Annotated in this window: 20 protein-coding genes; 8 read left to right on the forward strand and 12 right to left on the reverse strand. The window is 69.1% G+C overall.

Annotated elements, in window-relative coordinates; all coding sequences use genetic code 11:
* Positions 1-14: 14 nt before the first annotated feature.
* Positions 15-1,235: an MFS transporter gene (locus AC1Q6V_RS10850; protein ID WP_454750275.1), complete on the reverse strand. Its 1,221-nt coding sequence runs from the start codon at positions 1,233-1,235 to the stop codon at positions 15-17.
* 106 nt (positions 1,236-1,341) lie between these two features.
* On the opposite strand from AC1Q6V_RS10850, the gene AC1Q6V_RS10855 reads away from it, so the two are divergent.
* Entirely contained in the window at positions 1,342-2,364 is a 1,023-nt protein-coding gene (locus AC1Q6V_RS10855; RefSeq protein WP_454750276.1) for a LysR family transcriptional regulator, read from the forward strand.
* 265 nt (positions 2,365-2,629) lie between these two features.
* Positions 2,630-4,579, forward strand: a complete 1,950-nt coding sequence (locus AC1Q6V_RS10860; RefSeq protein WP_037024705.1) for a methyl-accepting chemotaxis protein — start codon at positions 2,630-2,632, stop codon at positions 4,577-4,579.
* A gap of 15 nt (positions 4,580-4,594) precedes the next feature.
* On the opposite strand, the gene AC1Q6V_RS10865 is transcribed toward AC1Q6V_RS10860, so the two are convergent.
* Positions 4,595-4,795: a DUF2905 domain-containing protein gene (locus AC1Q6V_RS10865; protein ID WP_010810842.1), complete on the reverse strand. Its 201-nt coding sequence runs from the start codon at positions 4,793-4,795 to the stop codon at positions 4,595-4,597.
* Between the two features lie 469 nt (positions 4,796-5,264).
* Here AC1Q6V_RS10865 and AC1Q6V_RS10870 point away from each other — a divergent pair, with 469 nt between their 5' ends.
* Positions 5,265-6,647, forward strand: a complete 1,383-nt coding sequence (locus tag AC1Q6V_RS10870) for an MFS transporter (protein ID WP_454750277.1) — start codon at positions 5,265-5,267, stop codon at positions 6,645-6,647.
* On the opposite strand, the gene AC1Q6V_RS10875 is transcribed toward AC1Q6V_RS10870, so the two are convergent.
* Positions 6,641-7,594, reverse strand: coding sequence for a LysR substrate-binding domain-containing protein (locus AC1Q6V_RS10875; protein WP_011617764.1), 954 nt, complete (start codon positions 7,592-7,594; stop codon positions 6,641-6,643). The genes AC1Q6V_RS10870 and AC1Q6V_RS10875 overlap by 7 nt on opposite strands.
* A 94-nt stretch (positions 7,595-7,688) precedes the next feature.
* Here AC1Q6V_RS10875 and pcaH point away from each other — a divergent pair, with 94 nt between their 5' ends.
* The 4 genes from pcaH to pcaDC all read left to right on the forward strand — a co-directional run bounded on the left by pcaH (position 7,689) and on the right by pcaDC (position 11,673).
* Positions 7,689-8,390, forward strand: coding sequence for a protocatechuate 3,4-dioxygenase subunit beta (gene pcaH / locus AC1Q6V_RS10880; RefSeq protein WP_010810845.1), 702 nt, complete (start codon positions 7,689-7,691; stop codon positions 8,388-8,390).
* Positions 8,391-8,394: 4 nt separating this feature from the next.
* Positions 8,395-8,964 carry a protocatechuate 3,4-dioxygenase subunit alpha gene (gene pcaG, locus AC1Q6V_RS10885; protein WP_011617762.1) on the forward strand — a complete coding sequence of 190 codons (570 nt, stop codon included), beginning with the start codon at positions 8,395-8,397 and terminating at the stop codon, positions 8,962-8,964.
* A 107-nt stretch (positions 8,965-9,071) separates the two neighbouring features.
* On the forward strand, positions 9,072-10,427 hold the full coding sequence (locus AC1Q6V_RS10890; RefSeq protein ID WP_454750280.1) for a 3-carboxy-cis,cis-muconate cycloisomerase: 1,356 nt from the start codon (positions 9,072-9,074) through the stop codon (positions 10,425-10,427).
* 70 nt (positions 10,428-10,497) lie between these two features.
* Complete coding sequence (gene pcaDC, locus AC1Q6V_RS10895; RefSeq protein ID WP_011617761.1) at positions 10,498-11,673, forward strand: bifunctional 3-oxoadipate enol-lactonase/4-carboxymuconolactone decarboxylase PcaDC; 1,176 nt, start codon at positions 10,498-10,500, stop codon at positions 11,671-11,673.
* A gap of 4 nt (positions 11,674-11,677) precedes the next feature.
* Here the strand turns inward: pcaDC and AC1Q6V_RS10900 are convergent, their stop codons facing one another.
* Positions 11,678-12,586: a helix-turn-helix domain-containing protein gene (locus AC1Q6V_RS10900; RefSeq protein WP_010810849.1), complete on the reverse strand. Its 909-nt coding sequence runs from the start codon at positions 12,584-12,586 to the stop codon at positions 11,678-11,680.
* A 126-nt stretch (positions 12,587-12,712) separates the two neighbouring features.
* On the opposite strand from AC1Q6V_RS10900, the gene pobA reads away from it, so the two are divergent.
* Positions 12,713-13,882 carry a 4-hydroxybenzoate 3-monooxygenase gene (pobA, locus tag AC1Q6V_RS10905; RefSeq protein WP_010810850.1) on the forward strand — a complete coding sequence of 390 codons (1,170 nt, stop codon included), beginning with the start codon at positions 12,713-12,715 and terminating at the stop codon, positions 13,880-13,882.
* Positions 13,883-14,007: 125 nt separating this feature from the next.
* On the opposite strand, the gene cobA is transcribed toward pobA, so the two are convergent.
* From cobA to AC1Q6V_RS10945, 8 genes are read right to left on the reverse strand one after another with little or no spacing between them, the layout of a single operon-like run.
* Positions 14,008-14,781, reverse strand: a complete 774-nt coding sequence (cobA, locus tag AC1Q6V_RS10910) for a uroporphyrinogen-III C-methyltransferase (RefSeq protein ID WP_011617758.1) — start codon at positions 14,779-14,781, stop codon at positions 14,008-14,010.
* A 35-nt stretch (positions 14,782-14,816) separates the two neighbouring features.
* A complete protein-coding gene (locus AC1Q6V_RS10915; RefSeq protein ID WP_454750278.1) occupies positions 14,817-16,316 on the reverse strand; it encodes a cytochrome D1 domain-containing protein in 1,500 nt (499 codons plus the stop codon).
* Positions 16,313-17,476, reverse strand: a complete 1,164-nt coding sequence (gene nirJ, locus AC1Q6V_RS10920; RefSeq protein WP_010810853.1) for a heme d1 biosynthesis radical SAM protein NirJ — start codon at positions 17,474-17,476, stop codon at positions 16,313-16,315. Before nirJ ends, AC1Q6V_RS10915 begins: the two co-directional genes overlap by 4 nt.
* Positions 17,477-17,488: 12 nt before the next feature.
* The gene (gene ahbB / locus AC1Q6V_RS10925; RefSeq protein ID WP_010810854.1) at positions 17,489-17,989 is read right to left on the reverse strand and encodes a siroheme decarboxylase subunit beta; all 501 of its coding nucleotides are present in this window, start codon (positions 17,987-17,989) and stop codon (positions 17,489-17,491) included.
* Positions 17,989-18,453 carry an Lrp/AsnC family transcriptional regulator gene (locus tag AC1Q6V_RS10930; RefSeq protein WP_010810855.1) on the reverse strand — a complete coding sequence of 155 codons (465 nt, stop codon included), beginning with the start codon at positions 18,451-18,453 and terminating at the stop codon, positions 17,989-17,991. The genes ahbB (AC1Q6V_RS10925) and AC1Q6V_RS10930 overlap by 1 nt, the downstream gene beginning before the upstream one ends.
* On the reverse strand, positions 18,450-19,439 hold the full coding sequence (gene ahbB / locus AC1Q6V_RS10935) for a siroheme decarboxylase subunit beta (protein ID WP_010810856.1): 990 nt from the start codon (positions 19,437-19,439) through the stop codon (positions 18,450-18,452). Before ahbB (AC1Q6V_RS10935) ends, AC1Q6V_RS10930 begins: the two co-directional genes overlap by 4 nt.
* Positions 19,440-19,448: 9 nt before the next feature.
* Complete coding sequence (locus tag AC1Q6V_RS10940) at positions 19,449-20,684, reverse strand: cytochrome D1 domain-containing protein (protein ID WP_010810857.1); 1,236 nt, start codon at positions 20,682-20,684, stop codon at positions 19,449-19,451.
* Positions 20,624-20,986: a c-type cytochrome gene (locus AC1Q6V_RS10945; protein ID WP_010810858.1), complete on the reverse strand. Its 363-nt coding sequence runs from the start codon at positions 20,984-20,986 to the stop codon at positions 20,624-20,626. The genes AC1Q6V_RS10940 and AC1Q6V_RS10945 overlap by 61 nt, the downstream gene beginning before the upstream one ends.
* Positions 20,987-20,988: the final 2 nt, after the last annotated feature.

Genomic DNA, 20,988 nt, shown 5'->3' on the forward strand with positions numbered 1-20,988 from the left:
GGCCGGGGCTGCCCTCAGCGCGCGCCACGCCGTGGTGCCAGCCGCACGGCCAGCGCAGCCAGCGCGGCGGCGCTCGCCAGCGCAGCCACGCCGGTCCAGCCGAAACGCGCCAGTGCCAGGCTGCCGAGCGCGGCGCCGACGGCCATGCCGGTGAACATGCAGACGAACAGCACGGCATTCAGGCGGCTGCGCGCGCCCGGATCGATGCCATAGACGATGGTCTGGTGCGCGACCAGGGCGATCTGGACACCGAGGTCGAACCCGATGGCGCTGGCGCCGATCAGCCACAACTGCGCATGCGGCGATACCAGCGGGGTCAGCAGCATGGCGGCAAACGACAGCGCCGCCAGTGCCGCGCCCAGCCGGGTCACCCGCTCCGGCCCGCTGCGGTCGGCAAGGCGCCCGGCAAGCGGCGCGCCCAGCGCGCCGGCGGCGCCGGCCAGGCCGAACGCCCCCGCGGCCTCGCTGCCGAGATGGAATGGTGCGCCATGCAGCATCACTGCCAGCGTGGACCAGAACGCGCTGAAGCCCACCGACAGCAGCCCCTGCGCCAGGGCCGCGCGGCGCAAGGCGCCATGCTCGCGCCACAGGGCCGCCAGCGAGGCCAGCAGCGCACCATACGGCAGCACCGTGGTGGGCGTGAAGCGCGGCAACTGGCGCCGGGCAACCAGCGCGACCGCCGCGATGCTGGCCGCCGCAATCATGAACATGGCGCGCCAGCCGAAGTGCGCGGCGACGAAGCCGCTCACCACCCGCGACAGCAGGATGCCCAGCAGCAATCCGGTCATGACTGTCCCGACCACCTTGCCGCGCTGCACCGCGGGCGCCAGCGCCGCTGCAGCGGGCACGATGTCCTGGGCCATGGTGGCGGCCAGGCCCACCACCAGGCTGGATACCAGCAAGGCGCCAATGCCGGGCGCCAGGCCCGCCAGCAGCAAGGCGCCGACCAGCGCCACTGCCTTGGCCACGATGATGCGGCGGCGGTCATAGCGGTCGCCCAGCGGCGCCAGCAGCAGGATGCCCAGCGCATAGCCGAGCTGCGTCAGGGTCGGGATGGCGCCGGTTGCCGAATCGGAGGCATGCAGGTCGGGTGCCATCACCCCGAGCATGGGCTGGCTGTAGTACAGCGAGGCGACTGACAGGCCCGCGCCGACGGCAAGCAGCAGCACCAGGCGTCCCGGCAGGGGCGGGCTGGCAATGGTGGCGGCGGATGGGGTGGCGGGAACAGAGGACATATCGAGGTTGCGAGATCCGCAGGCAGGTTTGGATGGCTCGAAGTGTTGTCCACGCGGGCTGATTCTGGTAGACGTGCGGGATGAACAATGGTTATACGAGATGCGTATGAAACGCCAGCCAGCATCGCAGCGAACCACCACCATGCAGGGCAGGGCAGCCGCCCGCGGCGCCACCAGCGCCGACCGCATCGAGCTGTTGCAGACCTTTGTGCGCATCGTCGAGGCCGGCAGCCTTTCGATGGCGGCAGCGCAGCTGCAGACGACCCAGCCCACCGTCAGCCGGCGCCTGCAGACGCTGGAGCGGCTGCTCGGCGTGCGCCTGCTGCAGCGCTCCACGCATGCGATGAAGCTGACCGAGGACGGCGAGCGCTGCTATGAGCGTGCCAAGGAACTGGTGGCCGACTGGACCATGTTCGAGGCCGACGTGCGCGGGGTCGGGCATGCGCCGGCCGGCACGTTGCGCGTGGTGGTGCCGCACGCTTTCGGGCAGGAGCTGCTGGTCGGCCCGCTGGCCGGCTACCTGCAGCAGTACCCCGAAGTCTCGGTGGAATGGCTGCTGCATGACCGCACCCCGGATTTCATCGCCGAGGCCATCGATTGCGCGATCCATGTGGGCGAAGTGCATGAACCCGGCGTGGTGGCGGTGCGGCTCGCCGACGTGCCGCGCGCGGTCATTGCCGCACCGTCGCTGTTTGAGGGTAAGCCGCCGCCACGCCGGCCGGAAGACCTGGAGGGCCTGCCATGGCTGGCGCTGCGCACCTTCTATCGCAACGAGGTCGTGCTGCAGAACGCGCAGACGCAGGCGCGCCAAGGCATCGCATTCCAGCCGCGCATGAGCACGGACAGCCTCTACGCGCTGCATTCGGCGACCCGGCTGGGGCTGGGCGTTGCCGTCGGCTCGGCCTGGATCTTTGCTGACGACATTGCCAGCGGCAGGCTGCTGCACCTGCTGCCGCAGTGGCAGGCCGATCCCTTGCCGATCTACCTGGTCTACCCCCATGCGCGCTTCTATCCGGCGAAGCTCAGGTTGTTTGTCGAAGCCATGCGGCAAGCCATTCCCACGCCGGGCATGGTCGGGAGCCCGGGCCCGCGCCGGCGCGAGCGCGGCGAGCGGACCCGTCGCGCATGAGCTTGCTCAGGGAGGCGCCGAAGACGACGCCGTCAAGGGCACAAGGCCGGACAGGCCGCCGTCACCCCTTGCCCGATGCCCCACACGTCTTCGGTGCACGCGGGCAGGCAGCGGTGCCGACGCTGCCCGCAACCCGTGCTTTATGCCCCACTTCAGCGCGTTTTCTGCACTGGATTTGCGCATCATCAAGACCTTCGAAATTCGTGCTTCAGGCCTGCAAATCAAGGCCGATAGGAGGAAAACCAAGCCAAGTTCCGCGACCGCCATGACTCCTATTTTCCTTCCCGCCGAGCGCCTGATGGCGCGCCTGAATATCAACCGCAAGCTCGCGCTGATCGCCGTGCTGTTCCTGGTGCCGCTATGCGGCGCGATGTATGTGGTGCTGAGCGATGCGGCGCGATCGATCCGCACCACCGGCGATGAAGTGCGGGGGCTCACCGTGGTCGGGCATGCGCTCGACTTCATGCGCGAGACCCAGGTCCGGCGCGGCGCCGCCAATGCGGTGTTGTCGGGCAATGCGGCCTTTCGCGCCACCTTCGATGGGGCCGACAACAAGGCCGCGGCCAGCCTGGCGGGGCTGACGCGCAGCATCGCGGAGAATCCTGCTTTCGAACTCGGGGCCGGGGCGCGCAAGCTGGAGCAGGACTGGCAGCATCTGCGCGGGCTTGGCCTGGACACCATGGCCGGGCCGCTGTTCGAGCGCCACAGCGCACTGGTGCGGCAGACGCAGGCGTTTATCGGCGACGTGGCTGAGCGCTCGCAACTGGCGCTGGACAGCGAAGCGGGCTCCTACTACCTGATCAACCTGCTGGTGGGCCCGATGCCGCGCCTGGCCGAACTGAGCGCGCTGGCGCGCGGCCGCGGTGCTGGCATCATCGCGCAGGGCGGCTATGCCGATGCCGCGCAGCAGGCGGGTCTGGGCGCGCTCGCCGAGCAGATCCACGAGGGGCTGGAAACGGTGCGGCGCGACATCGCGCGCGTCGGGAACGCGGCACCGGCGTACCGGCCGCGCATCGGCGCCGCGCTGGCGCGACTCGCCGCGATGGACAATTTCCATCGCACGCTCAAGGTCCGGATGCTGGGCGCGACCGGCATCGACATCGATGCCAAGGCTTACTTCGACGAGGCCACCGCCGCCATCGAAGGCGTGGCGGCCGCCAACAAGGCGTTTGCCGAGGTCGCGGGCGCCATGCTGGCACAGCGTGTGGCGAAGCAGGAAAGGCAGTTCGTGTTACTGGCGGGCATTGCGCTGGTGACCGTGGCCGCCGCGTTCTACCTGTTCATCGGCTTCAGCCGCGGCACGCGCGGCGACGTGCGGCAGGTGGCGGAGATGGTCGAACGCATCAACGCGGGCGACCTGACCCTGCGCATCGCGGTGCGCGGGCGCGATGAACTGAGCGAGATCAAGCGGCACCTGCTGTCGCTGGTGGACAGCTGGCGCGCGCTGATCGGCGACACCAAGGCCGGCGCACACAACGTGCTGGCGGCGGCGGGCGATATCGCGCAGGGCAATATCGACCTGTCGCAGCGCACCGAGGAGCAGGCCTCGTCGCTGGAGCAGACCGCGGCCAGCATGGAGCAGCTGACGGCCACCGTGCAGCAGAACGCCAGCAATGCCGGCCAGGCCAGCGAGCTGGCGCGCGAGGCGTCTGACGTGGCGCGCGCCGGCGGCGACGCGGTCGGGCGCATGCAGCAGACCATGCAGGAGATCGAGGCCGATTCGCGGCGCATCGTCGACATCATCGCGGTGATCGACGGCATTGCCTTCCAGACCAATATCCTGGCGCTGAATGCGGCGGTGGAGGCCGCGCGCGCGGGCGAGGCCGGCCGCGGCTTTGCGGTGGTGGCGACCGAAGTGCGCGGGCTGGCGCAGCGCGCCGGCAGCTCGGCCAAGGAGATCCGCACGCTGATCTCGCAATCGGCGCAGCGCGTGGCGTCGGGCAACACGCTGGCGCTGGACGTTGCCGCGACCATGGAGAACACCGTTGCCGCCATCGGCCGCGTGACGGCGATGATGGATGAGATCAGCCATGCCTCGCGCGAGCAGAGCAGCGGCATCGCCCAGGTCAACCAGGCGGTGACGCAGATGGACCAGGTCACGCAGCAGAACGCCGCGCTGGTGGAGGAGGCCGCCGCGGCGGCGCAGTCGCTGCAGGAGCAGGCGCTGCATATGCAGCGGGCGGTGGCGGTGTTCCGGACCGAGGCGCAAGCCTAGTCCGCCTGCCAGTCCTCAGCGCCGGAAGATCCAGATCACGACCGACACCAGCACCGACACCAGGATGCAGGTCGTGATCGGAAAGTAGAAGCTGAACCCGTCCCGGACGATATGGATATCGCCGGGCAGCCGCCCAAGTGGCAGCTTCGACAGCCAGGGCCAGGCAGCGGCGGCTGCGATCAGCAGGCAGCCAAGGATGAGAAGCAGGCGTTGCATGATCGGATGGATTTGTTCGGGCCGGCGGCTTGTGGCGCCGCGTGTCCTGAGACATTGGACAGGCACGGCACCGCAGGATTGCATCGGCTCGGCGCACCGGGGCCAGGGACTATAGGTCGCGGGTTTCGGAATGTAAATTGAGAGTTGGCGCTGTTTGCATGAAATTTGGTTATACCGCCGAAATACCGCAAGGCTAGTCTGATAGTAAATTTCACGAACAATTGGTTTTCTGATAGAAAGCACTGTTCCCTGATCCAGATGTTCAATCTGGTTCCAAAAAAATGGCGCGTTCCGGTGAAATCCACATGCTGAACGGCCAATTTCCAGCCGGGTTAACGCTAATTCTGAGTCGCAATGCCCGTTGCCTAAGATTCCGTTCAATTGGAGAACAGCAGTTCGCCATTAGAACAAAATCGCATGTCCGGCCTGCAGGATGGCTAGTGCGATTTCCAGGAAAACGGAGACAGCAGTGCAACATCCCACCCAAACGAAGGGCGGCGTCACGGACGTCCAGGCCCTGATCGACGGACAGCGATTCACTGGGTACCAGTGGCTCATTCTTGTGCTGTGCTTCCTGATCGTTGCCATTGACGGTTTCGATACCGCCGCAATCGGATATATCGCGCCGGCGCTGGTGCAGGACTGGGGGATCGAGAAAGCCGCCCTCGGGCCCGTCATGAGCGCGGCCCTGTTCGGTCTTGCTTTCGGTGCGATCTTCGCCGGTCCGCTGGCTGATCGGGTCGGCCGCAAGAAGGTGCTGGTGCTGTCCGTCTTCTTCTTTGGCGCCTGCAGTCTCGCCACCGCGTTTGCGCCCACGCTGGGCTGGCTCACGGTCTGGCGCTTCCTGACCGGCCTTGGCCTGGGCGCCGCCATGCCCAATGCCGTGACGCTGACATCAGAGTTCGCGCCGCAACGCCGCCGTGCCGTGCTCGTGAACACCATGTTCTGCGGCTTTCCGCTTGGTTCCGCGGCCGGCGGCTTTGTCGCCGCCGCGATGATCCCGCACTTCGGCTGGCACAGCGTGCTGCTGCTTGGCGGCATCGTGCCGCTTGCGCTCGCGCTGTTGCTGGTGGCGCTGCTGCCGGAGTCCGTGCGCTACATGGTCCTGCGCAACTATCCTGCCACCCAGATCCGCAACGTGCTGCGACGCGTGACTGGCGCAGACCTGTCCAGGGCCAACAACTTCATCATCGGCGAGCAGGCCCCTGCGACCCGATCCGCCATCGGCACCGTGCTGGCGCCCGGCTATCGCCTGGGCTCGGCGATGCTATGGTCCACTTACTTCATGGGCCTCGTCATCTTCTACCTGCTGACGAGCTGGATGCCGACGCTGATGAAGGACGCCGGTTTCTCGATCCAGCACGCGTCATTCCTGACGGCGCTGTTTCCGCTCGGTGGCGGCATCGGCACCATCGCGGCCGGCTGGTTCATGGACCGCTTCAATCCGAACAAGGTCATCGCCATCACCTATGCTGCAACCGGCGTACTGATCTACGCAGTGGGCCACGGCACCGGCAGCCAGGTGCTGCTGGGCGTACTGATCTTCCTCGCCGGTACGGCCATGAACGGCGCCCAGTCTTCGATGCCTTCGCTGGCCGCGGCCTTTTACCCGACGCAGGGCCGTGCTACCGGCGTTGCCTGGATGCTTGGCATCGGCCGCTTCGGCGGCATCACCGGCGCGCTGCTCGGTGCTGAACTGCTGCGCCTGCACCTGGGCTTCGACACGATTTTTACGCTGCTTACCGTGCCGGCATTCCTTGCCGCCGGTGCACTGCTGGTGAAGCATTTCAGCAGCTGGCCTGCGGGTGCCGCCGACTCAGTCAATGGCGGCGCAAGCGTCGCAAGTCACTGAGCGGAAGCAGGCTGGGCCGCGGCGCGAATGCAGTTTGCCAACGCCTCGGCCATCGGCGTGAGCGTGCGGTCGCCGTGCCGCAGCAGGCCGATCGGTTCCTCGGTGCCCTGCGTATCGATTGGCAGGAGTACCAGATCTCCCTCGGACACCGCGCGCCTGGTTGCGGAGAGCGGCGCTGCCCACACGCTGTCACTCTGCCGGGCCAGCAGGCGTCCGAGATAGGCATCCGAGGTTTCCACGCATCCGCCCGGCAGGGGCAGGCCGTGCCGGGCGAGCAGGCTTTCCGTGTTGTGGCGGGGAATCGAGCCCGCGGCCGGAATCACCAGCGGCCATGCCAGCGCGTCCACCAGCGTTGGCCGCGATACGGCGGCGAGGGGATGCCCGGGACGAACCGCCAGAGCCAGCGAGTCCTGGCCCAGGGACTCGAACCACAGGCTCTCCATGGCCACCGGGTCATCCATGCGGCCAATGACCAGGTCGAGCACATCCGCCTTGAGTTGGTCGATGAGGTTGCGGTTCATGCCGGTCTGCACGGCAAGGCCGACCTCGGGATGCGCGGCGCGGAAACGCAGCAGGGCGTCGGTCAGCACGGCCGGCACCACGCTCGGCAGCGCACCCAGCCGGATGCGCTCCTGCGGCAGCGCATCCGCGCCGGCCATGCTGTCCGCCGCGGCATCGATATCCGCGAGGATGCGCAGGGCGTGGCGCAGGAAGCGCGTGCCGGCGGTGGTCAGTTCGGTGCCGGCCCGCTGCCGCACCAGCAGGCGGGTGCCGGCCAGTTCCTCGAGCTCGCTCAGTGTCTTGGAGACGGCCGGCTGGGTCAGGCCCAGGCGTTCGGCCGCACGGCCCAGGTGCTGGGTCTGCGACACCGCCACGAAACAATAGAGGTGCCGCAGCCGCACGCGATTGCGGAAGATTTCGAGTGCGGGAGGGGCCTGTGGTTTCATGCCTAAAAGTTATCGTATTTAACAGTAATCTTAATTTACATGACTTTATGTGTTGTTTAAAGTCAAACCATTCCAACGACGAGGAGACTGCCCGATGACCCGTCTGGCCCAGTACCGCCGTCCCTACTGGGACACCCAGCCCGAATACCGCTTCGATCCCTATGCCTCGACGCAGAAGCGCTCGCCGGGCGAGCCGCTGATTGCGCTGCCGCAGTCGCTGTCTGAAGTGACCGGTCCCACCTTTGGCGCCGAGTTCGTCCGCGAAGGCGATAACGACCTCACCGTCGGCAACGGCGGCGAGCCCATCGGCGAGCGCATCCTCGTGACCGGCCGTGTGCTGGACGAGAATGGCAGGCCGGTGCCGAACGCGCTGATCGAGGTGTGGCAGGCCAATGCGGCCGGCCGCTACGTGCACAAGCGCGACCAGCATGATGCGCCGCTCGACCCGCATTTCTCGGGCGAGGGCCGCACCGTCACCGATGCCAGCGGGCGCTACCAGTTCAAGACCATCAAGCCCGGCGCCTATCCCTGGCGCAACCACCACAATGCCTGGCGGCCGCAGCATATCCACTTCTCGCTGTTCGGCAACGCCTACGCCACGCGGCTGGTGACGCAGATGTATTTCCCCGGCGATCCGCTGTTGCCGTTCGATCCGATTTTCAACTGCGTGCCGGACGAAAAGGCGCGCGACCGGCTTGTGGCCAGCCTCGACTGGGAGACGACCCAGCCCGAATACGCGCTCGGCTACCATTTCGATATCGTGCTGCGTGGCCGCGATGCCACGCCGATGGAGTAAGACCATGCTCTACGCCACCGCATCCCAGACCGTCGGCCCTTATCTCCATATCGGCCTGAGCGGCCTGAATTGCGCCGACCTGACCGCCAGCGCGCCGGAACTGGCTGGCCAGCGCATCGTGATCGAAGGCCGCGTGACCGACGCCGACGGCGAGCCCGTGCCGGACGGCATGGTCGAGATCTGGCAGGCCAACCCCGCCGGCCGCTACCGCCACCCCGACGATGCGCGCGAGCTGCCGCTGGTGCCCGGCTTTACCGGCTTCGGCCGCGTGCCGACCGAGGCCGACGGCTCGTTCCGCTTTGTCACCGTCAAGCCCGGCACCGTGCCCGGCCCGGACGGCCGGCCGCAGGCGCCGCACATCATGGTGTCGGTGTTCATGCGCGGGCTGGTCAAGCATGTCGCCACGCGCATGTACTTCCCGGACGAAGCGGCCGCCAATGCCGCCGATGCCGTGCTGGCGCTGGTCCCCGCCGAGCGCCGCGGCACGCTGATTGCCAGCGATGCCGGCAACGGCACGCTGCGCTGGGATGTGGCGCTGCAGGGGCAGGGCGAGACGGTGTTCTTCGATATCTGAGGCACTCGCTGCCGGCAACAGACGCATAATCGGGTGGCCGTCGATGTCACGGCCACTCACGCTACCCATCGCCCCCAATGCCAACCGCTACGCGTCTTACCGATCCCATGTCCGGCAGCCCGGCCGTGCTGGACATTTTCTCCGACGCCGGCACGGTGCAGCGCATGCTTGCCGTGGAGGCCGCGCTCGCGCGCGCCGAAGCGGACAGCGGCGTGATCCCTGCCGCGGCCGCGGCCGTGATCTCCGACGTCTGCCGCGATCCCGGCATCATTGACCGCGACGCGCTTGCGCAAGCCGCAGTCGCTGCCGGCAATCTCGCGATTCCCTTCGTCAGGCAACTGACCGCCGCCGTGGCCGCGCGCGATGCCGAGGCGGCGCGCTTTGTCCACTGGGGCGCCACCAGCCAGGACATCATCGACACCGCACTGGTGCTCCAGGCCGGCGACGCGCTGCGCGCGCTGGATGCCGACCTGGTGCGCCTGGGCGAAGCCTGCGCCGCGCTGGCTTCGGCGCATCGGGCCACGCCGATGGTCGCCCGCACCTGGCTTCAGCATGCACTGCCAACCAGCTTCGGCCTCAAGGCCGCGGGCTGGCTCGATGCGCTGCGCCGCGATCTCGGCCGTCTCGATGCTACCCGCGCCCAGGCCCGCGCGCTGCAGTTCGGCGGCGCCGCCGGCACGCTCGCCAGCCTTGGCCAGGCCGCGCCCGCGGTGACCGCCGCGCTGGCCCGCGAACTGGACCTGGCCGCGCCCGTGCTGCCGTGGCACGCGCATCGCGACCGCATGGCCGAGGTTGCCACCACGCTGGGCATGCTGACCGGCACGCTCGGCAAGATGGCGCGCGATATCTCGCTGATGATGCAGACCGAGGTGGCGGAAGTGGCCGAGCCGTCTGGCCCCGGCCGCGGCGGCTCCAGCACCATGCCGCACAAGCGCAACCCGGTCGGCTGCGCGGCGGTGCTGACGGCCGCGGTGCGCGTGCCCCCGCTGGTGGCGACGATGCTGGCGGGCATGGTGCAGGAACATGAACGCGCCCTGGGCGGCTGGCAGGCAGAGTGGGACACGCTGCCGCAGATCGTGACGCTGGCCGCCGGCGCGCTGCGCCAGATGGGCGAGGTCGTGGCGGGGCTGCAGGTCGATGCGGCGCGCATGCGGGCCAACCTCGGCCTGACCCATGGCCTGATCCTCGGCGAGGCGGCGATGCTTGAACTTGGCAGCAGGATCGGCAGGCTGCCGGCGCACCATCTGGTGGAACGCGCCTCGCAGCGTGCCGTCGCCGACGGCACCAGCCTGCGCGACGCGCTGGCCCGCACGCTGCAATCCGATCCGGCGCATGCCCGCCTGCTCGATGACGCCGCGCTGGATCGCCTTGCCGACCCCGCCAACTACGCGGGCCAGTCAGCGGCCTTTGCGGACGCTGCCGTGCAGGCCTGGCAATCCGCACTGGCGGCGCGCCAGTCCTGAGACTGCCCTGAGCCCGGAACTACCGCGATGCGCCGGCCACGCCGCCGGCCGCGCACCCAAGGAGACTGCATTGCCCTACCTCGACCACGCCGGCGCCCGGCTCTTCTACACCGTTGACGGCCCCGAGTCCGCGCCGGCCATCCTCTTCTCGAACTCGCTCGGCACCGACCACACCATGTGGGAGCCGCAGGCTGCCGCGCTGGCCGGTCGCTATCGCGTGGTGCGCTACGACACCCGCGGCCACGGCCGCTCGACCGCGCCGGGCGATGCCTTTACCGTGGCGCAGCTCGGGCAGGACGTCATCGCCATCCTGGATGCGCTGGGGATCGGGCAGGCGGTGTTCTGTGGCCTGTCGATGGGCGGGCTCACCGGGATGTGGCTGGGCATCCACGCGCCGCAGCGGTTCTCGCATATCGTGCTGGCCAATACCGCCGCGAAGATCGGCAATGCCGACGGCTGGAATACCCGCATCGAGACCGTACGGCGCGAAGGCATGGCCGTGATGGTCGCGCCTTCGGTCGAGCGCTGGTTCACGCCGGAGTTTGCCGCCACGGCCGAGCGCGCGCTGGACGGCCTGCGCGATGTGCTGGCCGGGCTCGCTCCGCGCGGCTATGCGGCCAGTTGCGCGGCCGTGCGCGACGCCGATTTCCGCGAGTCGGTCGCATCGATCCAGGTGCCGGTGCTGGTCATCGCCGGCAGCCAGGACCCGTCGACCCCTGCGCAGGAAGGCCGCGCGCTGGCCGACGCGATTCCCGGCGCCCGCTTTGTCGAACTGCCCGCCGCGCATATTTCCAGCTTCGAGCAGCCCGGCCGCTTCACGGCGGCGCTGCTCGATTTCGTGCGCGGCCGGCTGCCGGTGACCGACGACCATGCGCGCTACGACGCCGGCCTTGCCGTGCGGCGCGAGGTGCTGGGCAGCGCGCACGTGGACCGTTCGCTCGCGCGGCTGACCCCGCTCAACGAGGAATTCCAGCACCTCATCACGCGCTATGCCTGGGGTGAGATCTGGACGCGCGAAGGCCTGCCGCGGCATACGCGCAGCCTGCTGACGATCGCCATGATGGTGGCGCTGAACCGCGCCGAGGAGCTGAAGCTCCATCTGCGCGCCGCCGCCAACAACGGCGTGACGCGCGACGAGATCAAGGAGGTCTTGCTGCAGGCCGCGATCTATTGCGGCGTGCCGGCGGCGAACTCGGCATTTCATCTGGCCGAGGAGGTGTTCGCCGAAATCGACCAGGCAGGCTGAGCGGTCAGCCCGCCGCATCCGCGGGCGGTGGCATCGCAAATGCCGGCAGCCGCGCACGCCCCGACTGCCGGAACTCAGTCGGCGCCTGTCCTACCAGCCGTGCAAAGAAGCGCGAGAAGTAGGCCGCGTCAGCGAACCCGAGCGACAGGGCGATGTGCTTGACCTCCAGGTCGCTGAACAGCAGGTCGCGCTGCGCCTCGGCCAGCACGCGCGCGTGGATCATCTGCAGGGCCGACTGCCCGCAAGCCTGGCGGCACACGCGGTTGAGCTGCGTGGGTGTGATGCCGATGGCGCCTGCATAGTGCGTGATGTCCTTGTGCTCACGATAGTCGGATTCGAGCAACTGCTGGAACAGCCGGAAATGCCGCGCGGGCCGGCTGTCGCTGCGCGCCGCGGCCGGCGCGGCGGCATTGGCCAGCCGCGCGATGCCGATCAGCAGCAGCGTCAGCAACGCCGACAGCGACGCCCCGCGCCAGGCGGACACGGTTTCCATCTCGCCGCGAACCAGTGCCAGCGTATCGGCCAGCGCGTGGCCCCGGCGTACGCGGTCGTGGCGCGGATCGGCGAACAGCGGTAGCGCATCCGGCACACCCGCCAGCAGCGTGCGCAGGTGGCTGTCGGTCATGGTCACGACCATGCCGTCGGTATCCGGCGTGAAGACAAAGCCGTGGATGTGCCGTGGCGGCATCGTCACCAGCGAGCCGCTGCGCAGCCGTTCGCGCCGCTCCTCCAGCAGGGCTTCGCCGGCGCCTGAGTGAATGTACAGAATTTGCAGGAAGCGATCATGCCGATGGGGCTTGATCTCCCATCCGTGCAGGCGGCTGCGTGCGGCAATGGATTCGAAATGGAGCTGGTTTTCCAGCAGTTCCGAGGGATTGATGCCATACAGCGAGTACGTCGGGACAGGTTTCACGGTGGCTTAGGTGTTTACCATCGATGTTCCGATTGTCTTGTCATTGGTTCGATCTGTCCATTCCTTGGCGGGTCTCCGCCGACTATCTTTAGCGGCAGAAGACCGATAACCACAAGGAGACAAGACATGCGCACCCAGGTTGCCATCATCGGCGCCGGCCCGGCCGGCCTGCTGCTCGGCCAGTTGCTGACACGCGCCGGCATCGACAACATCATCATCGAACAACGCAGTCCCGAATACGTGCTTGGCCGCATCCGCGCGGGCATCCTGGAGAGCGTCACCGTCGACGCGCTGGAACGCGCCGGCGTGGCCGGGCGGCTGCATGCGGAAGGCCTGGTCCACCACGGCATCGCCCTGTCGTACGGCGGGCAGCGTCACCATATCGACCTGCATGCGCTGATCGGGCGCAGCGTCACGGTGTACGGGCAGACCGAGGTCACGCGCGACCTGATGGATGCGCGCCGCGCCGATGACACCCCCACCGTCTATGAAGCGCAGGAGGTGAGCGTGCACGGTTTCGACGGCAGCACGCCGTCCGTGCGCTATCGCAAGGATGGGGCCATGCACGAGGTGGCCTGCGACTACATCGCCGGCTGCGACGGTTTTCACGGCATCTGCCGCGAGAGCGTGCCGGCCGCGGCGCGGCAGGTGTTCGAGCGGGTCTATCCGTTCGGCTGGCTGGGGCTGTTGTCGGAGACGCCCCCCGTTGCCGATGAGCTGGTCTATGCCAGCCATGAGCGCGGCTTCGCGCTGTGCAGCATGCGTTCGCGCCACCGCAGCCGCTTTTACGTGCAGGTGGCGGCTAGCGAGCGCGTGGAAGACTGGTCAGACGAGCGCTTCTGGCAGGAGCTGCGCAGCCGGCTCGATCCGCAGACGGCAAGCGCGCTGGTGACCGGGCCCAGCATCGAGAAGAGCATTGCGCCGCTGCGCAGCTTTGTGTCCGAGCCGATGCGTTTTGGCCGGCTGTTCCTGGCGGGCGACGCGGCGCATATCGTGCCGCCTACCGGGGCCAAGGGGTTGAACCTGGCGGCCAGTGATGTGCTGGCGTTGTCCGAAGGCTTTGAAGCCCGTTACCGCCGTGCCGATGCCAGCGGCCTCGATGGCTATTCCGCGCGTTGCCTGCAGCGCGTGTGGAAGGCCGAGCGCTTCTCGTGGTGGATGACTTCGCTGTTGCACCGGTTCCCGGATGCGGATGCGTTCTCGTTGCGGATGCAGCGGGCGGAGCTGGATTATGTGGTGGGGTCGGAGGCTGCGTCGCGGGTGCTGGCGGAGAATTATGTGGGGTTGCCGTATTGAGGTGAGTGCACTGCGCGATTGCTGACGGCATCCGCATGCTGCGGGTTTGCTCCCCCTCCCGCAAGCGGGAGAGGGAGCACACAATCGGGTCGCCGGAACTCGGTAGAACTTGCTGGCAGCCGACGCTATGCGGCCAGCGAGCCAGCGTCCGGCACGATCGCGTGCACCGCTTGCAGCGTGTCTGCAACCACCCCACCCACCAGCATCACGGCCGGGCTGGCCAGCCCCGCCGCGAGCGCTTCGGCGAGCGTGCCGAGCGTGCCGGTCCAGCTGCGTGCCTGCTCGCTGCCGGCATGCATCACCACCGCCGCCGGCATGTCGCTGCGCATGCCCGCCGCCAGCAAGCCGTCGCGGATCGCCGCGAGCCGGCTCATGCCCATATAGATCACGAGCGTGGTGCCGCCACGCACCAGCGCCTGCCAGTCGGGCGAGCCGTGCGCGCTGGTATGGCCGGTTACGAAGGTCACGCCGTGGCAGTGCGCGCGGTGCGTCAGCGCAATCCCCAGTGCCTGCGCGGCGGCGATGCCGCTGCTGATGCCATTGACGATCTCGACGGCCACGCCGTGGCCGCGCAGGAAGGCGGCTTCTTCGCCGCCGCGCCCGAACAGCAGCGGATCGCCACCCTTGACGCGCGCCACGCTGCGGCCGGCCAGCGCGTGCTGCAGCGTCAACTTCTGGATGCGTTCCTGGCTGACCGAGCAGCGCCCGCCGCGCTTGCCGACCCACTCAACATGGGTGCCGGGGCTGGCATAGCAGGACATCTCCGGCGCGATCAGGTCATCGACCAGCCAGACCTCGGCCGCGGCCAGCGCGCGCATGGCGCGTACCGTGACCAGGTCCGGGCTGCCCGGGCCGACGCCGACCAGCCAGACCTTGCCGGGTTTCAGGGGTGGATTCATCTCGGGCTCCTGCGATCGGGCATCACCACGCCGGCTCAGTGGCTGGTGCCGGCCGAGCGCGTGGTCTTGTTGAAGACGTTGTACTTGCCGATGGGCTTGTCCATCGGCAGGCGCCTGACCTCCTGCAAGGTGGCCGCGTCGTACACCACGATGGCGCCGTCGCGCTCCATCAGGCTGACCAGCGCGTAGCGCCCGTCGCGCGTGAATTCGACGTGGGCAGCGGTGCGCTCCGCGCTCGGCGTAACGCTGCCGACCACCCGCAGGCTTTGCTTGTCGATCACCTGCAGCGTGTCGCGCCTCGGGCTCATCATGGCGTCGGCCCAGGCGTAGGGGGTGTTTTCATGGCTGCGCAGGAAGAAGCCCGGACCGTTGGTCGGTATGGTGGAGACCGTGTGCCAGTCCTGCATGTCGATCACCGTGATGCGCCCTTGGCCGAGGTCGGGCGAGGCCATCACTTCACGTCCGTCGCGCTGCCAGGTGATGCCGCTGCCCAGGTGCGGCATGCCGCCAAGCGATAGCGCCGCGACCTTTCGACCCTGCTGCAGGTCGATCACCTGGCCGCCACCCTTGCGCGAGGCGCCCAGGATATGGCGATAGGGTTGGTCGAAGAAGAAGTCGTCGAGCACATCGTCCAGCACCACCACGCGAGGTGCCAGCGCCGGCAGCGGCGCACCGGCCGCATCGGCGTACGGAATCTCCCAGACCTCGGCGATATCCTTCAGCGCGGCAATAAAGCTGTGGCGCGGCGCGGCGTCGTAGACGGCGGAGACGCGCGAGGCCTCGTCATTGCGCCCCTTCACGTCGATCACCCGCGCCAGCGACAGGTCTTCGGCATTGAGCAGCACCAGCGTGCGCGGCAGCGTATTGCCGGCCAGCACCCAGCGGCCATCATCGCTGACGGCGATGTTGCGCGTGTTCACGCCGACCCGGATCTCCGCCACATAGGCCAGGTTCCACAGGTCGTACTTGCTGACCCAGCCATCGCGGCTGGCCAGGTAGACATAGCGGCCGTCGCGGCTGAACTTGGGGCCGCCGTGCAGCGCAAAACGGGTGGCAAAGCGATGGACCGGTGCCAGCCGGTCCCCGTCGAGCACGGTCATATGATGGCTGCCGGCCTCCACCACCACGAACAGGTTCTGCGGATCGGCGCCGAACAGCGGCCGCGCCGGCAGGCTGCCGGGGGCGTGGTGGACGATATGGCTGGCGCGGATGGCCTGCGCGTTCCATTGCGGCGTGGCTGCGGGTGCCGTGCGCAGCCAGCGCGCCAGGGCCTGCAAGTCGGGCTCGGCCAGCGTGCCGGCGAATGCCGGCATCTGCGTGGCGGCGCGGCCAGCGTGCAGCACCTGGTCAAGTTCGCTGGCGCGCAGGCGTTCCAGGCTTTCCGGCAGCAGCGCGGGGGCCATGGCGCCGAGGCGGTCCGCGCCATGGCAGGCGGCGCAGTGCTGGCTGTAGAGCGCCGCGGGGTCGGCGGCCATGGCGGCTTGCGTGGCGCAGGCAAAGGCCAGGCCGACCAGCCATCGGAGTACGGTCTTCATGCCGCCACCTCCGTGCCCGGCGCATGCGCGATCTCGGCATCGCTCAGGTAGCAGCCCGGGTCTTCCGCCCAGGCGTTGCCTGTCAGCGCAAAGGCGCGCACCCGGGTATTGCCGTTGCAGATGGCGCGATATGCGCAGCCTGCGCAACGCCCCTGCAGCGGACGCGGCGTGCTGGCCAGGCCCGCCATCAGCGGATCGGCGCGGCTGGCCCAGATCTCGCCGAACGGCCGCTCGCGCACATTGCCCACGGTCACGTGCCACCACATCGTGTCGGGATGGACATTGCCGAGGTTGTCGATATTGGCCACGCCGACCCCGGTGGCGTTGCCGCCCCAGTGTTCCAGTCGCTGGCGCATATCCACCAGGCGATGCGGCAAGCGCCTGGCGATCCAGTACAGCAGGTACACGCCATCCGCATCGTTGTTGCCGGTGACGAAGTCGCCCGCATGGCCCTGCTGCGTGCGCTGCCAGACGTGGTCGAACAGCCAGTCGAGCGCGGCGCGGGTGCGCGCATGGTGCGCGTCTTCGGCGCGATGGCTGCGTGCACGGCCAGCATAGTTGAAGTGCGACAGGTAGAACTTGTCGATGCCCTCATGCTCGGTCAGCGCCACCAGGTCGGGCAGTTGCGCCGCGTTGGCTTCGGTCAGCGTCATGCGCACGCCCACGCGCAGGCCGGCCGCACGCGCGGCGCGCAGGCCCGCCAGCGCCTGCGCAAAGGCGCCGTCGCTGCGGCGGAAGCGGTCGTGCGTGGCGGGCAGGCCGTCCAGGCTGACGCCGACGTAGTCGAAGCCCGCTGCCGCTAGCCGCGCGGCATGCCCCGCATCGAGCAGCGTGCCGTTGGACGACAGCGACAGGTGGAAGCCGAGTGCGCGCGCCCGTGCGGCAATCTCGTAGAGGTCCGGCCGCAGCAGCGGTTCGCCCCCGGACAGGATCAGCGCGGGCACGCGCGCATCGCGCAACTGGTCGAGCACGCGCAGCGCCTCGGCGGTATCCAGCTCGCCCTTGAAGTCCGTGTCGGCGGAGGTGGCATAGCAGTGCCGGCAGTTGAGGTTGCAGCGGCGGATCAGGTTCCAGATCACCACCGGGCCGGCGGGCTTGCGCGGCGGCGGCACCGGGCCGGCATCGCGCAGGGCTTCCATGAAGCGGGACAGGCGGAACATGGGCGGGGTTTCCTATTGGTCTGGGCCGGGCGGCGGCAGGCGCAGCCCGGTTTTCTTGAGGATGCGGGTGGACCACAGCACGTCGTGCGCGCGGCAGGCGTCGCCAAGCAGTGCCGCGATCGCGGCAACCTGCGGCGCGGCGTCCTGGCGGGAGCGCGCATGGACCATCGCGAACAGGTTGTAGGGCCAATGCGGCAAGTGGCGCGGACGGCGATAGCAATGGCTGACGAAGGGCAGGGCGCCGATGCGCTCGCCGAGCATGTCGATGAACGCATCGTCCACGTCCCACACGGTCATGCCGTTGGCGCGCCAGCCCAGCCGGTAGTGGTTGGGAACGGCGCCGATACGGCGCAGCACGCCGCGCGCATGCATCGCGGCGAGCCGCGCCATCACTTCCTGTTCGGTCAGGCCGAGTGCGCCGGCCACTGCCGCGTAGGGCGCCGGCACCAGCGGCAGTCCTGCTTGCGTGGCGCGGATCAGCGCCAGGTCGACGGGATCGACAGGCTCGGGCATCAGGCGGGCAGGTAGAGGTTGACGAAGAACTCGCGTTCCTTCGGGAACGGCAGGATCTCGACGCCGGCCGCCGCCGCAATGCGCGCGAGTACCGGCGCGACATCTTCCTGCCTCGCCACCGCCAGCACGAACCACAGATTCAGGTGATGCGTGCGCGCGTAGTGGTGGGCGACCTCGGGGTGCGCGTTGATGGCAGCGATCACGGCGTCCATCCGCTCGGCGGGTGCATGGCAGGCGCACAGCACGAAGCTGCCGCCCGCGCGCTCGATCTGGTACAGCGGGCCGAAGCGTGTCAGCACGCCTGCGGCAAGCAGTGCGCGCAGCCGCTCCAGCAGTTCGGCCTCGGTGATGCCGAGCGCCGCCGCCGCTTCGGCATACGGATGCGGCACCAGGGGCAGGCCGCGCTGCAGCGCGTTGATGATGCGGCGGTCGAGCGGGTCGAGTGCGGCGATGGCACGGGTCATGCCGACACCTGCATGGCATAGCGTGTGCCGCGCTGCTTGTAGCAGCGCGTGCCGACCAGCACGGTCCCGGGCGCATGTTCCAGCCCGGCGGTGGCATGGATGCGCGCCAGCGCGGGCAGCAAGTCTTGCGCATTGCGCGCATGGACCATCGCAAACAGGTTGTAGGGCCAGTCGGGCAGCCGGCGCGCGCGGCGGTAGCACAGGGTCACGCGCGCCTGCCGCGCCAGCCGCATGCCGATGGCGTCCACGTGCGCGTCGGGCACATCCCACACGCACATGGCGTTGTGGCCGAAGCCGAAGCGCCCATGCTGCAGCACCACGCCCAGGCGCCGGATCACGCCCTGCGCGGACCAGCGCGTCAGCCGCTCCAGGACCTGAGGCATCGCCATCCGCGCTTGCGCTGCCAGTGCGTGGAACGGGCGTGGCGTCAGCGGCAGGCCGGCTTCCAGTGCGGCCACCAGGCGCCAGTCGTCATCGTCCAGGGCGACAGGCGCGGCGGGAGCGGCCGCGCTGGCAGCGCGGCGGGCGCGTGCGCTGCCCGGGCGCGCGAGCGGGAAGCCGAGGTCGATGTGATACTCGCGGGCCATGGGCAGGTCCAGCGGCGCCAGGCCGGTCATTTCCCCGATCGACGCCAGCGTGACATCGAGCATGCGGCGCTCGCGCGCGCCCGCGACGAACCACAGGTTGTACGGATGGCCGCTGCGCGCATAGTTGTGGCTGACCGCCGCGCAGGCACTGACGCGCGCCGCCACGCGGTCCAGCTGGGCCGGCGGCACGGACAGCGCCGCCAGCGTGCTGACGCCGATCACGTTGGGCGCGAACACCGCGCCGACGCGGCTGATGCGCCCGTTGCCCAGGTCGCGCGCCAGCAGGCTCAGCAGCGTGTGCTCACACAGGCCGAGCTTGCCGGCCAGCGCCTGGTAGGGCCGCGGCTGCAGCGGGAAATCGCGCTGCAGGGTGTCGTAGACGCTCAGTTCATCGTACATGGTGTCCCTTTACATGCCGAACCGTTGCGCGCGCACGGTGAAGAAGATGCCGCTGGGGCTGTCGGCGGGCAGCGTGGCAATTCGCGCCAGGCTGGCGGTGTCGTAGATCTCGACACGGTTGTCGTCGCGGCAGGACAGCCACAGGGACTCGCCCTTGGGCGTGAACTCCATGTGCAGCACGCCGCGGCAGGGATGCAGCGTGCGCACCACCTGGCGCGTGGCGGTGTCGATCACCTGCACCGTGTCGTTGTGGGGGAAGGCGAAGTTGACCCAGACCTGGCGCCCGTCGGGGCGTGCCATCACAAAGACCGGCTGGCCGGCCAGCGCCACGCGCGCGGCCTGCTGCCAGCCGTTGGCGGGATCGGCCACCAGCACCTCATGACGGCCGATCGCCGGCAGCCAGGCCAAGCCCTGGGCCATGGCCCAGCCGCGCAGGTGCGGCATCTTGTAGACCGGCAGCGGCGCGCTGCCGCGGCCGTAGCCGGACAGCACGCGGCGCGACTGCAGCGGCGCCTGCCACAGGTCGACCAGCGCCAGGCCGTCCTCACCGAACAGGCCGGCCAGGTACCAGCGGCCATCGGGCGTGACCAGTCCGTCGTACGGCTCGCGGCCGGCGGGCAGGCGTGTCACCTGCGGCTGACGCGGATCGCCGGCATCGATGATCCAGATTTCGCCGGATTCGAACAGGCTGGCGGCAAAGCGGCGGCCGGGCAGGTCGGCCAGGCCCACCACCTTGGAGCGGCGGCCGTCATTGCCGATGGCCGGCAGGTCAGCCAGCGGCTCAAGCGTCTGGGCATCGAACAGGCGGATGCCGCCGGGCGCGTAGTTCTGCGTGGCCACCACGCGGCCGTCCTGCGAGATCGCGCCGCCGATGCTGTTGCCCGCCTGCAGCACGCGGTGGGTGATGCGGGCGCTGAGCAGGTCCACGCGCGTCAGGCCGCCGTCGCGGCCGAAGACATAGGCGTAGCGTGTGTTGCGCGAGAACACCACGCTGGCATGGGACAAATCACCGAGTCCTTCCACGGTTGCCAGCCGGGTCATGCCGGTGGTCTCGACGATCTGCAGCCGTCCGGCGGCGCGCTCCACCACCACGCCCAGGTCGCCGGTGCCGCGCGCGGCGCTGGCACAACCGGCCACCAGCGCGGCGGCAACGGTGGCGCACAAGGCCGCGGCCAGGCCGCGGATCAGTTGCCTTGCGGCGAGGCGGCCGGTGGCTTGCCGGCCTGCAGTCGATCGATCAGCCATTGGGCTTCATCCTGCGTCATGAAGGGTTGCCAGGGCGGCATCGCGGTGCCGGGGCGGCCGTACAGCACGGTGGCGACCAGGCCCTCGGGCGGCTTGCCGGACAGTGCCTCGCGCGTCAGCGGCGGGCCCAGCCCGCCGCCAAGCGTCATGCCGTGGCAGGCGCCGCAGTCATCGCGCAGCCAGTGCGCAAGCTGCGCCTGCCGGGCAGCGGTGGGCTGGGCCGCCGCGCCGGGCGCTGCGCCCAGCAAGGCCGCTGCCAGCCCCGCCAGCGCAGCGCGCCGCCAGGCGATGTGATTACGCATGG

Source organism: Cupriavidus sp. GW823-FHT07B10, from assembly GCF_058794355.1.

Bases quoted from the DNA above. Each gene is read 5' to 3' on its own strand.
- AC1Q6V_RS10850 (WP_454750275.1), bottom strand. From the start codon at position 1,235: ATGTCCTCTGTTCCCGCCACCCCATCCGCCGCCACCATTGCCAGCCCG.
- AC1Q6V_RS10855 (WP_454750276.1), top strand. From the start codon at position 1,342: ATGAAACGCCAGCCAGCATCGCAGCGAACCACCACCATGCAGGGCAGG.
- AC1Q6V_RS10860 (WP_037024705.1), top strand. From the start codon at position 2,630: ATGACTCCTATTTTCCTTCCCGCCGAGCGCCTGATGGCGCGCCTGAAT.
- AC1Q6V_RS10865 (WP_010810842.1), bottom strand. From the start codon at position 4,795: ATGCAACGCCTGCTTCTCATCCTTGGCTGCCTGCTGATCGCAGCCGCC.
- AC1Q6V_RS10875 (WP_011617764.1), bottom strand. From the start codon at position 7,594: ATGAAACCACAGGCCCCTCCCGCACTCGAAATCTTCCGCAATCGCGTG.
- pcaH (WP_010810845.1), top strand. From the start codon at position 7,689: ATGACCCGTCTGGCCCAGTACCGCCGTCCCTACTGGGACACCCAGCCC.
- pcaG (WP_011617762.1), top strand. From the start codon at position 8,395: ATGCTCTACGCCACCGCATCCCAGACCGTCGGCCCTTATCTCCATATC.
- AC1Q6V_RS10890 (WP_454750280.1), top strand. From the start codon at position 9,072: ATGTCCGGCAGCCCGGCCGTGCTGGACATTTTCTCCGACGCCGGCACG.
- pobA (WP_010810850.1), top strand. From the start codon at position 12,713: ATGCGCACCCAGGTTGCCATCATCGGCGCCGGCCCGGCCGGCCTGCTG.
- cobA (WP_011617758.1), bottom strand. From the start codon at position 14,781: ATGAATCCACCCCTGAAACCCGGCAAGGTCTGGCTGGTCGGCGTCGGC.
- AC1Q6V_RS10915 (WP_454750278.1), bottom strand. From the start codon at position 16,316: ATGAAGACCGTACTCCGATGGCTGGTCGGCCTGGCCTTTGCCTGCGCC.
- nirJ (WP_010810853.1), bottom strand. From the start codon at position 17,476: ATGTTCCGCCTGTCCCGCTTCATGGAAGCCCTGCGCGATGCCGGCCCG.
- ahbB (WP_010810854.1), bottom strand. From the start codon at position 17,989: ATGCCCGAGCCTGTCGATCCCGTCGACCTGGCGCTGATCCGCGCCACG.
- AC1Q6V_RS10930 (WP_010810855.1), bottom strand. From the start codon at position 18,453: ATGACCCGTGCCATCGCCGCACTCGACCCGCTCGACCGCCGCATCATC.
- ahbB (WP_010810856.1), bottom strand. From the start codon at position 19,439: ATGTACGATGAACTGAGCGTCTACGACACCCTGCAGCGCGATTTCCCG.
- AC1Q6V_RS10940 (WP_010810857.1), bottom strand. From the start codon at position 20,684: ATGGCTGATCGATCGACTGCAGGCCGGCAAGCCACCGGCCGCCTCGCC.
- AC1Q6V_RS10945 (WP_010810858.1), bottom strand. From the start codon at position 20,986: ATGCGTAATCACATCGCCTGGCGGCGCGCTGCGCTGGCGGGGCTGGCA.